The following is a 13,515-nucleotide window of genomic DNA, read 5'->3' as shown; positions in this document are numbered from 1 at the left end:
AGCCGACGAATCCACGGAAGGACAGCCGAAGCGCCAGTCAGTCCTGGGGTCAGACCGCCGAGCGGAGCCACAGCAATCATCACTGTCAGTCCTCGGGCAGTTCGACCGGCGCGATCTCGTCGTACAGGTCACCGGGGCCCGGGTTGGACGCGTCGGTCGCCCCGCCGAAGTGGTGCATGACGCCCCAGACGGCGTTGAGCGCGGTCTGGACGGCGCCCTCGGCCCAGCCGGCCGTCCAGGAGATGTCGTCCCCGGCGAGGAAGAGCCCGCGCCGGTCCTCGGGGAGCCGGTCCTGCATGAAGTGGGTGAACAGCCGCCGCTGGTAGCGGTAGTGGCCGGGCAGGTTGGCCTTGAACGCGCCCATGAAGTAGGGCTCGTCCTCCCAGGAGACGGTGACCGGATTGCCGATGATGTGCTTCCGGATGTCCACCTTCGGGTAGATCTCGCCGAGCGACTTCAGCATGACCTCCATCCGCTCGTGCGCGGAGAGCGGCAGCCACTTGAGGCTGTCGTCGCACCAGGTGTAGGAGAGGCAGATGGTGGCGGGCCTGTCCGGTCCGTCGTCCAGCAGATAGGTGCCGCGGGTCATCCGGTCGGTGAGCGTCATCGACATGGTGTCGCGCCCGGTCGGGTTGCCGTCGTCGTCCAGGGCCTCGTCGAGCCAGAAGGGCCGGTCCACCGGGACGAACAGCTTGGACGACTCCATGTAGTGGGTGCGCTCCATCGCCGTCCAGTGGTCGATGGGGAAGAGCGCGTCATCGCAGTCGATCTTGGAGAGCAGCATCCAGGACTGTGCGGTGAAGACCGCCGCCCGGTAGGTGCGGATGTCGCCCGACGCGTCGGTGACGGTCACGCGGTTGCCCGCTGTACGGTGCAGCCGGGTCACCGCGGGGCGGGGCTCCCCGCCGTGCAGGGACGCCAGCGATGTGCCGGACGGCCAGTGCACGGTCTTCTGCGGTTCGCGTTCCCAGAGCCGCAGCGGCAGCTGCTGCGAGCCGCCGACGATCCCGCGGTGGTGGTCGTCCGCCTCGGTGTAGACGACCCGGAGGATTTCCAGGATGGAGTTGGGGAAGTCGGTGTCCCAGCCGCCCGTACCGAAGCCGACCTGGCCGAAGATCTCCCGGTGCCGGAAGGAGGCGAACGCCTCGGACCCGCAGAGGAAGCCGTAGAAGGTCTGGTCGTCAAGGCGCTCGACCAGCCGCGCCCAGATCTCCCGGATCCGCGGCACATCGCGCTCACGCAGGGCGCGGTTCATGTCGGAGAAGTCGGCGCCCTCCTCAAGGCAGCTGTTCCAGGCGTGCATCACATCGCGGTAGACCTGCGGGAGGTCGTCGACGGAAGTGGCGTAGTGCGACTCGCCCTTGAGGTCGACCACGGTCGAAGGGGTGCCCGGGGCGAGCGGGTTGGGGAAGGACTTCGTCTCCAGGCCCACCAGGTCGATGTAGTGCTGGAGCGCCGTGGAGGACGGCGGGAAGCGCATGGCGCCCAGCTCGGCGGTGAGCGAGGGGTCGCAGCCGTCGAAGCCCACGGTGCGCAGCCGCCCGCCGATCCGGTCCGCCTCGTACACCACCGGCTTGAGGCCCATCTTCATCAGCTCGTACGCGGTGATGATCCCGGAGAGCCCGCCGCCGATCACGGCGACCTCGGTGCCGTGCTCGGTGGCGGGTATCTGGCCGAGGCCCGCCGGGTGGGCGAGGAAGTCGTCATAGGCGTAGGGGAAGTCCGGCCCGAACATGGTGATCGGGGGCTGGCCGTCGGGGTGCTGAACGGCGGTGGTGGGCACCGTGGACGTCATGGGGTACGGACTCCTTGCGCGGAAGCCGCGGAGGCGGCTGAAGGCAGCGGCGGCCTGGTGGAGGCGGCCGGGTCGGGCGGGATGTTCGGGGGCAGCCGGGCGGGGGCCGGGCGGGATGTTCGGGGGCAGCCGGGCGGGGCCGGGCGGGGTGTTCGGGCCGGACGGTCAGGCCGGACGGTCAGGCTGGGCGGTCGCCGTGCTGGGCTCAGGTCAGCGAGCGGTAGAGCTCCGGGCGGCGGTCGCGGAGGTACGGGTTCTGCTCCCGCGAGGCGCTCAGCAGAGCGGGATCGGCGTCGGCGGTGACAAGCTCCGTCCCGCGTCCGGCGCGGGCGCGGACGGTGCCGTCGGGTCCTGCCAGGCAGCTGAGGCCGACGAACTCGAACTCGCCCTCGTCCCCTGTGCGGTTGACGTACGCGATGTACAGCTGGTTCTCGAAGGCACGGACCGGCACCAGGGACTCGGCGACGAACTGGAAGGGGTGCATCTGGGCGGTGGGCACCAGGAGCAGATCGGTGCCGGCGAGAGCGTGCGCCCGGACGTTCTCCGGGAACTCCACGTCGTAGCAGATCATGATCCCGATCCGGAGCCCGGCCAGCTCGGCCTGGACGACCGGGGTGTCCCCCGGTGTGAACCACTTCTGCTCGAAACAGCCGAAGAGGTGGGTCTTGCGGTAGTCGGCCAGGCTGTTTCCGTCGGCGCCGATCAGCTGGGCCGCGTTGTACATCCGGTCACCCTCGCGTTCGGGGTAGCCGTAGAGCACCGCGATCCCGTGGCGTGCCGCGATGCCCGCGACGGCCCGCGCGCTCGCTCCGTCGGCGGGCTCGGCCAGCCGGGGCACCTCGTCACCGATCGCGTACCCGGTGAGGAACAGCTCGGGACAGACCAGCAGCCCGGCACCCGAGGCCGCGGCACGGCCCGCCGCCTCGTCCAGCTCGGCCAGATTCGCCGCGACGTCGCCGGGGCGGCCGGAACTCTGGAGCAGGGCGATACGCAGCGGCGGCATGGCAGACCTCGAACGGTACAGAAGGGGTTTCCGGGGACAGAGCGACGGTACGTTCAGCGACTCCGCGCGGACAAGACACGTCCATTGCGCAGTACTGTGCGATCCGTTGCGTCTCCAGGTCCGCTGCCGGCGATTTGTTGCGCGGGCCCGGCGGTGGGCTGCGACGGGCCGCGGCGGGCCTCCGCGCGGACCGTGCCGGCCGGGGCGCCGGGTACCGCTGCGATCCGCCGTCGGGGGCCTTCGCGGAGGCGCCCGGCCCCGGCCGATTCCGCTGGGGGCGAAAAGACGATTCTGGAGTGATGGACCGGACCAGGCGGGGTAGGCGAGCACAAGATGACGGAGGAGCCGCCCGTGGTTGTCATGGATTCAGCGTTGGCAGACAGCGCCACGGCACGCGACGCCGCCAGCCGATTTCTGTCCCAGAACTGTCCCTGGGCCGATGTCGACGCTGTGCTGCTCGTGATCAGTGAACTCGTCGCCAACGCGGCCCGCCACACCGCGGGCTGGTGGCATCTGCGCCTGACCGCCGACCCGGGGGTGCTGGTGGTGGAGATGGACGACGACAGCCCGGCGCACCCCGTCGCGCGCGAGCCCGACTTCACCGGGGGCGGCGGCTTCGGCTGGCACATGGTGCTGCGGCTGGCCGGCCGGGTCGAGGTGAGCCCCCGCGCGTCGGGCAAGACGGTCCGCGCGATCTGGTCGCATCCGGCGGCGGAGCCGGCGGTCGGCTGAGTCACTCCCGGCCGAGCAGCCCCGTCCGCAGTTGTGCGGTGATCCGGGCGAGCAGCCGGGACACATGCATCTGGGAGACGCCCAGTGCGGCGCCGATCTCCGACTGGGTCAGCTCGTCGCCGTACCGCATCCGCAGTATGCGGCGGTCCCTGGCGCCGAGCCGGGCTATGAGCGGTTTCAGCGCGGTGAGGTTCTCGACGAGGTCCAGACCGCTGTCGTGTTCGCCGAGCCGGTCGGCCAGGGTCCGGGCACCGCCGTCGGACCTGTCCTCGACGGTGGAGTCGATGGAGCCCGCGGTGTAGCCGTTGGCGGCGATCAGCCCTTCGACGACCTCCTCCTCGTCCATCCCGAGATGTCGGGCCAGTTCGGCCGGGGTCGGGGAGCGGTCCAGGGACTGGAGCAGTTCGTCGGACGCCTTGGCCAGCGTGATCCGCAGTTCCTGGAGCCGCCGCGGGACGTGCACGGACCAGCTGGTGTCCCGGAAGAAGCGTTTGATCTCACCGACGATGCAGGGCATCGCGAACGTCGCGAACTCCACTTCGCGGGAGAGCTCGAACCGGTCGATCGCCTTGATCAGCCCGATGGTGCCGACCTGGACGATGTCCTCCATCTGGTCGGAGCGGCTGCGGAACCGGGCGGCCGCGAATCTGACGAGCGAGAGGTTCAGTTCGATCAGCGTGTTGCGCGCGTACTGGTGTGCGCGGGTCCCCTCATCGGTGGTGTCGAGGGCCGCGAAGAAGAGCCGGGAGAGTGCGCGTGCGTCGTTCGGTGCGACCTTCGATGGGTGCGCCACGTAAGGGAGTTGTCCTGGAGCCCGGCCGGGCAGCTGATCGGCGAGCGGAGCGGGACCGGGCGGGACTGTGGTCGCCAGGGGCACGGTGTACTCCCTCTCTCGTTCTTCGGTTTTCGCTCTCTCCGAGACGTTCCGCGATCCCGGCTACCCGTTACGGGGTGCTCCATACGCCGGATTCCGGCCAATACGCCGCGCGTTGCCACACCGGAGGTGCCGGCGGGACGAGAGCCACCGGAGGGGGCGGCGGGACGCAGACGTTGGAGCCGGCCCCGTGCGGAGAGGGACCGGCTCCGGCGTCGGTACGGTCAGCCCCAGCTGGCGTGCAGCGGCTTGCCCTCCGCGTAGCCTGCGGCGCTCTGCACGCCGACGATCGCCCTCTCGGCGAACTCCTCCAGGGTGTTGGCCCCGGCGTAGGTGCAGGAGGAGCGGACGCCCGCGATGATCGAGTCGATCAGGTCCTCGACACCCGGACGGGCCGGGTCGAGGAACATCCGCGAGGTGGAGATGCCCTCCTCGAACAGGCCCTTGCGGGCACGGTCGTAGGCCGACTCCTCGCTCGTACGGTTGCGGACGGCGCGCGCCGACGCCATCCCGAACGACTCCTTGTACCAACGGCCGTCGGCGGCCTGCTGGATGTCGCCGGGTGACTCGTACGTCCCGGCGAACCAGGAGCCGATCATGACGTTCGACGCGCCGGCGGCCAGCGCCATCGCCACGTCACGCGGGTGCCTGACCCCGCCGTCGGCCCAGACGTGCTTGCCGAACTTCCGCGCCTCCGTGGCGCATTCGAGTACGGCGGAGAACTGCGGACGCCCCACGCCCGTCATCATCCGGGTGGTGCACATGGCGCCGGGGCCGACCCCCACCTTGATGATGTCGGCGCCCGCCTCGATGAGGTCGCGTACGCCCTCGGCGGCCACGATGTTGCCCGCGACGATCGGCACCTGCGGGTCGAGCGCCCGCACCGCCCTGACCGCGGCGATCATCGACTCCTGGTGGCCGTGTGCGGTGTCCACGACGATCGTGTCGGCGCCGGCGTCGAGCAACTGCTTGGCCTTGCCCGCGACATCGCCGTTGATCCCGACCGCGGCGGCGATGCGCAGCCTGCCCCTGGCGTCGACGGCCGGGGTGTAGAGGGTCGCGCGCAGGGCGCCCTTACGGGTCAGGATGCCGGCCAGCCTGCCGTCCGCGTCGACGGCGGGCGCGTAGCGGCGGTTGGCGCCGTCGAGCCGGTTGAACGCCTCACGCGGGTCGATGTCCGCGTCCAGGAGCACCAGGTCCTTGGCGGACATGACTTCGGACAGCTGGGTGAAGCGGTCGACACCCGCCAGGTCCTCATCGGTCACGACACCGACCGGCCTGCCGTCCTCGTCGACGACGACACCCGCGTTGTGCGCGCGCTTGGGCAGCAGGGACAGCGCGTCGGCGACGGTCTGCGACGGGGCGAGCACGATGGGCGTGTCAAGGACGTGGTGGCGCGTCTTCACCCAGGAGATGACGTCGGTGACGACCTCGATCGGGATGTCCTGCGGGATGACGACGAGACCGCCGCGCCGGGCGACCGTCTCGGCCATCCGGCGGCCCGCGATGGCCGTCATGTTCGCGACGACGAGCGGAATGGTGGTACCGGTCCCGTCGGGGGCGGACAGATCGACGCCCTGACGGGAGCCGACAGCGGAACGGCTCGGCACCATGAACACATCGTCGTACGTCAGATCGTACGGCGGCTTCAGGTCATTGAGGAAACGCATACTAACTCTCTCACCTGCGGTTATTACAGAATGGGCGGGCGGGAAGTCAGCTCCGTCCGGCAGAGGATCAGGCTGCGGCTCCTAGGCCATCATCGCCGATGGGGTCCCGGCTGGCGAATGCCCGCCCCCTCTTCTGTGGCTTCCACCAGGGGCGGGAGGGCCGCTCTCGTATGTTCCCCCGAACCGGCCGGACCGGTGGGGGGTGCGGGCTCACACCGCTCCGTGCGGGTCGCTCCGGTCCTCAAGGACTTCGCGTGCCGCCCGCGCCCCGGAGGCCAGCGCCCCCTGCACGGAGCCGGTGGCCCGGTGGTCCCCGCACACATAGCGCCCGGCGGTCACCCGCGTCGTACGGCTCAGCGGCCAGGGCGACGTCATGGCGGGCAGCGCGCCCTCCACCGTGTACGGGGCGAGGAGCTCCCAGGACGAGGTGTCGGCGCGGTACGCCTCGGCGAGCGCTCCGCGCAGCCTCGCCTCCTCCCCCGGGCTGCCACGCCCGAGGACGGATGTGGAGATCAGGGAACGCTCGGCCGGGGCGTAGGTGGGGGCGACCTCGCTCAGTACACAGGTGTTGAGGAAGCGCTGCGCGCTGTCGACCAGCAGGGTCGGCTCGTGCAGCGGCGGCTGCGGGGCCGCGTGGTAGTAAGTCGTGACGGTACGGGTCTCGGGGACGGCGAGGCCGGGCAGCAGCCGCGCCGCCATGTCCGGACCGGTCGCGACCACCACCCGGGGCGCATGGAGTTCCGTACCGTCCGGCAGCTCGACACCCGTGTCCGTGAGCGCCCGCACGGGGGTGCCGGGTCTGAGCACCCCGGGCGGCAGCGCGCCCGCCAGCTGGGCGGGTACGGCCCCGATGCCCGCGGCGGGCAGGCACTGGGTGCCCCGGAGCATGCTGCGCCAGACCAGGTGGAAGAAGCGCGACGAGGTTTCGAGGCTGTCCTCCAGGAAGACACCGGAGAGGAAGGGCCGGAAGAACACCTCGACGAGCTGCTCGGAGATCCCGGCGTCGGCGAGCGCGGTGCGGGTCGTACGGTCGGCCGCGCGCTTCACCGTGCTCGCCGGGCCGAACAGATCACGCGCGGAGAGCAGCCCGAGCGCCAGCAGGTCGCGCCGGCCCGCGATCGGCCGCAGCGACAGCAGGTCCACCGCCACACCGGGCCGCCGGGTCGGGTCGCTGAACCGCAGCCGCCCCGACGGTGTGTGCACCAGGGCCCCGGGGGTGAAGGGGCGCAGCCGCAGCCCTCGGAGCCACATCCGCTGTTTGACCTGCGGGTAGGAGGTGTTGAAGACCTGGAAGCCGCGGTCGAGGAGGAATCCGTCCCGCCGGTCGGTGCGCATACGGCCGCCCGCCGTGTCCGATGCCTCCAGCAGACTCACGGACAGCCCCTCGCGGCACAGATCCGCGGCGCAGGCGAGACCGGCAAGCCCCGCACCGATCACGATGACATCGCTGCGCCGGCCCCGGTGGTCCGTCATGGGGTGTCAACCCTTCGCTCGTCCGACCTTCAGTAGACGTCCTCGGGGCGGTTTTCTCTCGCCGGTGCCACCGGACGGGCTGTCAGCGGGCGGGGCCGGAGGCCCGGTCGTGGCCCGCCGGCGGGCCGCCCGCCTCCGGATCGGCCGCCTCCGGATCGGCCGTCCGGCTGAGCACGCCCGGCCACCAGGCGACCGGTCCCAGGTCCCGTACCAGCGCGGGAACCAGCAGGGACCGTACGACCAGGGTGTCCAGCAGCACCCCGAAGGCGACGATGAACGCCACCTGGACCAGGAAGGCCAGCGGGATCACCCCCAGCGCGGCGAAGGTCGCGGCGAGCACCACCCCGGCCGATGTGATGACGCCCCCGGTGGCGGTGAGCCCGCGCAGCACACCCTGGCGGGCGCCGTGCACCAGGGACTCCTCCCTGACCCGGGACATCAGGAAGATGTTGTAGTCCACTCCGAGGGCCACCAGGAAGACGAAGCCGTAGAGGGGTACCGACGCGTCCGTGCCGGTGAATCCGAAGAGGTGCCGGAAGACCAGGGACGCCACCCCCAGCGTCGCCAGGTAGTTGAGGGCGACGCTGGCGACGAGCAGCACCGGCATGAGCAGTGAGCGGAGGAGTCCGATGAGGATGACCAGGATGATCGCGAGGACCACCGGCACGATGACCGTGCGGTCGCGCTCCGCGGTCTTCTCCGTGTCGTACTGCTGCGCGGTGTAGCCGCCGACCAGGGCCCCGGCGCCTGGTACGCCGTGCACCGCGCTGCGCAACCTGGCCACGGTCCGCTTCGCCGCGTCGCTGTCGGCGGGGCTGCTCAGCGTCGCGTCGAGTTCGAAGCGCCCCCGGACGACCAGCGGTTTGCCGGCCCCCGGGCGGCCCGACGCCGTCACGGGAGCGGCCGACGCGACACCGTCGGTGTGCTCGACCGCGGCGGTCACCTGCCTGATCCGGGAGGCGTCGGCGACGACGACCGCCGGGTTGCCGGATCCGCCGGGAAAGTGCCTGCTCAGTGTCTGCTGGGCGGCGACGGACGGCTCGTCGTTGACGAAGATCTCGTTGAGCGGGACACCCTTCGACGCGAGGGTGGGCGAGAACGCCGCGCAGGCCACGAGGACGACGAGCGAGACCGCCCAGACCTTGCGCGGGGCGCGGTCGACCAGCGCCGCCACGCGGGTCCACACCCCGTGCCCGCGCGCCCGGTCCTCGGCGCTCCGGAGCCTGGCGGGCCAGTACGCGGCCCGGCCGAGCAGCACCAGTACGGCGGGCAGGAAGGTCAGCGCGCTCGCCATGGCGCAGACGATGCCAATGGCACCCACAGGACCCAGGGCGCGGTTGTTGGTGAGATCACTGAGCAGCAGGGCCAGCAGGCCGAGAGCCACGGTGGCACCGCTCGCCACGATCGCGGCGACGGAGCGCCGCAGAGCCGCGCGCATGGCCGGGATCCGTTCGCCGCGTACGGCGAGTTCCTCCCGGAAGCGGGCCGTGAGCAGGAGTGCGTAGTCGGTGGCGGCGCCGATGACGAGGATGGAGAGGATCCCCTGCACCTGGCCGTCCACCCGGACATGGCCGGCCGAGGCGAGGGCGTAGACGATGGCGCAGGCGAGACCGAGTGCGAAGACCGCGCCCAGAATGATGATCACGGGCAGCAAGAGGCTCCGGTAGACCAGCACCAGGATGACGAGCACCACGATCAGGGCGACACCGAGGAGCAGGGTGTCGATGCCGGAGAAGGCGTCGGAGAGATCGGCCTGGCTGGCCGCCGGGCCCGCCACCTGCGCGACGGTGCCCGGTGTCCGGGCGGCCGCCGCCCGGATCCGGTCGACGGTGGGTGCGAGCCGGTCGCCGAGGTCGGGCCGTAGCTGCACCACCCCCTCCAGTGCTCTGCCGTCCCGGGACGGGAGCGCGGGGGACGGCCTGCCGACGACGCCGGGGCTGCCCGCGAGGGAGGCGAGCGCACGTGAGGCGGCGGCCCGCTGATCCGCGCCGGTCCGGCCGCCGCCGCGAGCTGTCCAGACGACGATGGCCGGCAGGGTCTCCTGCTGCCGGAACGCGTCCTGCTCGTGCGTGACCCGGGTGGACTCGGCGTTCTGGGGCAGGAAGGCGGCCTGGTCGTTGGTGGCGACCTGGCTGAGTTTGCCGGCGTACGGACCGAGCGTGCCGCCGATGGCGAGCCAGACGACGAGCAGCAGCGCGGGGACCAGCCAGCGGGCCCGGCGGGTGGTGGTGGTCATGGTTCTCCCCGGGCTGAGGCACCCTGTTGCCGACAATATCGATGGTAAACAATCTCAATGATTGAGGGAACTTATCGTGTGCGGCACCCACCGGATCCGGCGGGCACTCAGCCCCTGGGCGCGCGTATCCCGGCGAGTTCGCCGTTCATCGCCGTGAGGAACCTGAGCACCACGGACAGCTCAGCTTCGCTGAAGTGGTCACGGGCGTTCTCGGTGGCCGCGGCGAGCGGCCTGAAGTAGGCGCGTGCCGCCGCCCGCGCCCCGCTCTCGTAGTGGAGGTGGACCATGCGGCGGTCGGCGCTCTCCCGGGACCTCCGGATGTGTCCGGCCCGCTCCAGCCGGTCCACACAGGCCGTGACCGCACCGGAGGTCAGCCCCAGACGCTCCCTCAGACCGCCCGGCGTGAGCGGCTCGTCGGCGTCCAGGATCGCCGCGAGGGCCTGCACATCGGTGGGATGCAGACCCTGGCCGATGGCGAAGCTGTGCACCAGCCGGTTGATCTCACCGTTCATCCGGCGCATCTCCACGGCGAAGGCCCGCAGATCCGGCGGCGCGTCCCCGGCTGTCACGCCGTCCCGGTCATCTGTACTGGTCACGCGATCAGCCTAGCCGTGTCCCGCTGTCGCGTTCATGGACAGAACCCGGGGAGAAGCGAGGATGGGAACACCGGGGGGGGACGGCGGAAAAAGGAATGAAACCGACAGGACGCGGAGGCCCCATGAGCGACAGCGAAGCGGCACCCCCGCCCGCCTCACCCGCACCGCACTGCCTGGTGACCGGGGCGACGGGCTACATCGGCGGCCGGCTCGTGCCCGAACTGCTCGACGCCGGGCATCGCGTCCGCTGTCTCGCCAGGACCCCGGAGAAACTGCGCGACCACCCCTGGGCCGGACGGGCGGAAGTCGTCCGCGGAGACGTCACCGACGCCGGGTCGGTCGCCGCCGCGATGCGGGGCATCGACGTGGCCTACTACCTGGTGCACGCGCTGAACACCGGCTCGGGCTTCGAGGAGAAGGACCGCAGGGCGGCCAGGATCTTCGGCGAACAGGCCAGGGCCGCCGGGGTCCGGCGGATCGTCTATCTGGGCGGCCTCACCCCCGACGACGTACCGGAGCGGGAGCTTTCGCCGCATCTGCGCTCACGGGCCGAGGTCGGCCGTGTCCTCCTCGGATCGGGGGTACCGGTCACCGTGCTGCGGGCCGCGGTCATCATCGGCTCCGGCTCCGCCTCCTTCGAGATGCTGCGCTATCTCACCGAGCGGCTGCCGGTCATGGTCACACCCAGCTGGGTCAGCACCCGGATCCAGCCGATCGCCGTGCGGGACGTGCTGCGGTACCTCGTGGGCAGCGCCCGGATGCCGGACGACGTGCACCGCTCCTTCGACATCGGCGGGCCCGACGTCATGACGTACCGGGACATGATGCGCCGCTTCGCCGCGGTCGCGGGCCTTCCGCACCGGCTCATCCTGCCGGTGCCGATGCTCTCGCCGCGGCTGTCCAGTCACTGGATCGGTCTGGTCACCCCCGTACCGCGCTCGCTCGCCCGGCCGCTCGCCGAGTCACTGCGCTACGAGGTCGTGTGCCACGAGCACGACATCGCGCGGTATGTGCCGGACGCCCCCGGTGTGCCGTTCACCTTCGACAGGGCACTCCAACTGGCCCTCCAGCGGGTGCAGGACGCCCAGGTCACCACCCGCTGGTCGTCCGCCGCGCTGCCCGGCGCCCCCAGCGATCCGCTGCCCACGGACCCCGACTGGTCGGGCGGCAGCCTCTACACGGACCGGCGGCGGCTCATCACGGACGCGACCCCCGAGGCCCTCTGGCGGATCATCGAGGGCGTCGGGGGCGAGCACGGCTGGTACTCCTTCCCGTTCGCGTGGACCGTGCGCGGCTCACTGGACCGGCTGGCCGGCGGGGTCGGGCTGCGCCGCGGGCGCAGGGACGCCCAGCGGCTCAGGGTCGGCGACTCGCTGGACTTCTGGCGGGTCGAGGCGATCGAGCCCGGCCGGCTGCTGCGGCTGCGGGCCGAGATGCGGCTGCCCGGACTCGCCTGGCTGGAGATGTCCGTGGACCAGGACGACCAGGGGCGCACCCGCTACCATCAGCGCGCCCTCTTCCACCCCCGGGGGCTGCTCGGACACGCGTACTGGTGGAGTGTCGCGCCGTTCCATTCCTCCGTCTTCGGCGGCATGGCCCGCAATATCACCGGGGCGGCGGAGCGTTCGGGCACCGGCCGTCAGGAGCCCGCCCGCACCGGCCGCTGACCACCCGGCTCCACCCACACCGGCCGCTCACCCCTCAGCTTCGCCCACACACACCACACCACCGCATCCCCGACCACCAGGAGTGGCGCATGACCGTGTCGGTCGCCCTGTTCACCTCCAACCTCCGGCTGCACGACAATCCGCCGTTGCGGGCGGCGCTCGCGTCGGCGGACGAGGTGGTGCCGCTGTTCGTACGGGACGAGGCCATCGAGTCGGCCGGGTTCGCCCCGCCCAACCGGCGGGCCTTTCTCGCCGACTGCCTGGCCGACCTGGACGCCGGGCTGCGGGAGCGTGGCGGCCGGCTCGTCGTGCGGTCGGGCGACGCCGTCCGGGAGGTCTGCCGGGTGGCCTCGGAGACGGACGCCGCCGATGTGCACCTGGCGGCCGGGGTCAGCGCGTACGCCCAGCACCGGGAGGAGCGGCTGCGCACGGCGCTGGAGTCGGACGGCAGGCGGCTGCACGTCCACGACGCGGTGATCACCGCCGTACCGCCGGGCGCGGTCACCCCCGCCTCATCGGACCACTTCGCGGTCTTCACGCCGTACTTCAGGCGCTGGTCGGACGAGCGGCTGCGCGCCGTCCAGGGCGCGCCGCGCACGGTACGGGTGCCGGACGACGCCCGGTCCGACCGGCTGCCGTCCCGCAAGGAGGTGTCCGGGGCCTCGGAGGGGCTGGCCGCCGGAGGTGAGCGCGAGGGACGCGCCCGCTGGTCGGCCTGGCAGCGGAACGGGCTCGCCGGGTACGAGGACCACCACGACGACCTGCCGGGCGACCTGACGTCCAGACTCTCGCCGCATCTGCACTTCGGCACCCTCTCCCCCGTCGAGCTGGCGCACGGCGCCACCCGGAAGGGCGGCGCCGGGGGCGACGCGTTCGTACGACAGCTCTGCTGGCGGGACTTCCACCACCAGGTACTGACCGCGCGCCCGGCGGCCGCATCCGACGACTACCGCTCACAGCACGACCACTGGCGCTCCGAGCGGTCCGCCGCGCGCGAGATCACCGCGTGGAAGGAGGGGCGCACCGGATATCCGGTGGTGGACGCGGCCATGCGCCAGCTGCGGCACGAGGGCTGGATGCACAACCGGGGGCGCCTGCTCACCGCGAGTTTCCTCGCCAAGACGCTGTACGTGGACTGGCGGGTCGGCGCCCGGCACTTCCTGGAGCTGCTGGTGGACGGCGATATCGCCAACAACCAGCTCAACTGGCAGTGGGTGGCGGGCACCGGCACGGACAGCAGGCCGAACCGGGTGTTCAACCCGGTGACCCAGGGCAAGCGCTACGACCCGCGGGGCGAGTACGTACGCCGCTGGGTGCCGGAGCTGGCCGGCCTCGACGGCGCCGCCGCGCACGAGCCGTGGAAGCTCCGGGGGGCCGAGCGCGCCGCGTACGACTATCCCGAGCCACTGCTCGAACTCTCCGAGGGGCTGGCCCGGTTCAAGAAGGCCAGGGGCCGGGACTGAGCGCGG

The 13,515-nt window shown here is 71.7% G+C and carries 10 protein-coding genes; 3 read left to right on the top strand and 7 right to left on the bottom strand.

Annotated features, from left to right (window positions below; translation table 11 throughout):
• Positions 1-85: 85 nt before the first annotated feature.
• The gene (locus tag ACWGKJ_RS34525) at positions 86-1,795 is read right to left on the bottom strand and encodes a flavin monoamine oxidase family protein (RefSeq protein ID WP_385029819.1); all 1,710 of its coding nucleotides are present in this window, start codon (positions 1,793-1,795) and stop codon (positions 86-88) included.
• 205 nt (positions 1,796-2,000) lie between these two features.
• A complete protein-coding gene (locus ACWGKJ_RS34520; RefSeq protein WP_385029816.1) occupies positions 2,001-2,798 on the bottom strand; it encodes a carbon-nitrogen hydrolase family protein in 798 nt (265 codons plus the stop codon).
• A gap of 372 nt (positions 2,799-3,170) precedes the next feature.
• On the opposite strand from ACWGKJ_RS34520, the gene ACWGKJ_RS34515 reads away from it, so the two are divergent.
• Positions 3,171-3,530 carry an ATP-binding protein gene (locus tag ACWGKJ_RS34515; protein WP_385029813.1) on the top strand — a complete coding sequence of 120 codons (360 nt, stop codon included), beginning with the start codon at positions 3,171-3,173 and terminating at the stop codon, positions 3,528-3,530.
• A gap of 1 nt (position 3,531) precedes the next feature.
• Here the strand turns inward: ACWGKJ_RS34515 and ACWGKJ_RS34510 are convergent, their stop codons facing one another.
• The 5 genes from ACWGKJ_RS34510 to ACWGKJ_RS34490 form a co-directional block, all read right to left on the bottom strand.
• Positions 3,532-4,356: an RNA polymerase sigma factor SigF gene (locus ACWGKJ_RS34510; RefSeq protein ID WP_385029837.1), complete on the bottom strand. Its 825-nt coding sequence runs from the start codon at positions 4,354-4,356 to the stop codon at positions 3,532-3,534.
• A gap of 272 nt (positions 4,357-4,628) precedes the next feature.
• Positions 4,629-6,074 (bottom strand): GuaB1 family IMP dehydrogenase-related protein, encoded by a 1,446-nt coding sequence (locus tag ACWGKJ_RS34505; RefSeq protein WP_385029810.1) that lies wholly within the window; start codon positions 6,072-6,074, stop codon positions 4,629-4,631.
• Between the two features lie 210 nt (positions 6,075-6,284).
• On the bottom strand, positions 6,285-7,547 hold the full coding sequence (locus tag ACWGKJ_RS34500) for an NAD(P)/FAD-dependent oxidoreductase (protein WP_385029807.1): 1,263 nt from the start codon (positions 7,545-7,547) through the stop codon (positions 6,285-6,287).
• 82 nt (positions 7,548-7,629) lie between these two features.
• A complete protein-coding gene (locus ACWGKJ_RS34495; RefSeq protein ID WP_385029803.1) occupies positions 7,630-9,783 on the bottom strand; it encodes an MMPL family transporter in 2,154 nt (717 codons plus the stop codon).
• Between the two features lie 107 nt (positions 9,784-9,890).
• Positions 9,891-10,379, bottom strand: a complete 489-nt coding sequence (locus tag ACWGKJ_RS34490; protein ID WP_385029800.1) for a MarR family winged helix-turn-helix transcriptional regulator — start codon at positions 10,377-10,379, stop codon at positions 9,891-9,893.
• Between the two features lie 122 nt (positions 10,380-10,501).
• On the opposite strand from ACWGKJ_RS34490, the gene ACWGKJ_RS34485 reads away from it, so the two are divergent.
• Entirely contained in the window at positions 10,502-12,046 is a 1,545-nt protein-coding gene (locus ACWGKJ_RS34485) for an SDR family oxidoreductase (protein WP_385029797.1), read from the top strand.
• 89 nt (positions 12,047-12,135) lie between these two features.
• Positions 12,136-13,509 (top strand): cryptochrome/photolyase family protein, encoded by a 1,374-nt coding sequence (locus tag ACWGKJ_RS34480; RefSeq protein ID WP_385029794.1) that lies wholly within the window; start codon positions 12,136-12,138, stop codon positions 13,507-13,509.
• Positions 13,510-13,515: the final 6 nt, after the last annotated feature.

The sequence above is a fragment of the Streptomyces sp. NPDC054757 genome, from assembly GCF_053612185.1.
This window is presented reverse-complemented; position numbering and strand designations above follow the sequence as displayed.

What these genes read in the sequence shown, in the direction of transcription:
- ACWGKJ_RS34525 (WP_385029819.1), bottom strand. Translation starts at nt 1,795, where the DNA reads ATGACGTCCACGGTGCCCACCACCGCCGTTCAGCACCCCGACGGCCAG.
- ACWGKJ_RS34520 (WP_385029816.1), bottom strand. Translation starts at nt 2,798, where the DNA reads ATGCCGCCGCTGCGTATCGCCCTGCTCCAGAGTTCCGGCCGCCCCGGC.
- ACWGKJ_RS34505 (WP_385029810.1), bottom strand. Translation starts at nt 6,074, where the DNA reads ATGCGTTTCCTCAATGACCTGAAGCCGCCGTACGATCTGACGTACGAC.
- ACWGKJ_RS34500 (WP_385029807.1), bottom strand. Translation starts at nt 7,547, where the DNA reads ATGACGGACCACCGGGGCCGGCGCAGCGATGTCATCGTGATCGGTGCG.
- ACWGKJ_RS34495 (WP_385029803.1), bottom strand. Translation starts at nt 9,783, where the DNA reads ATGACCACCACCACCCGCCGGGCCCGCTGGCTGGTCCCCGCGCTGCTG.
- ACWGKJ_RS34485 (WP_385029797.1), top strand. Translation starts at nt 10,502, where the DNA reads ATGAGCGACAGCGAAGCGGCACCCCCGCCCGCCTCACCCGCACCGCAC.
- ACWGKJ_RS34480 (WP_385029794.1), top strand. Translation starts at nt 12,136, where the DNA reads ATGACCGTGTCGGTCGCCCTGTTCACCTCCAACCTCCGGCTGCACGAC.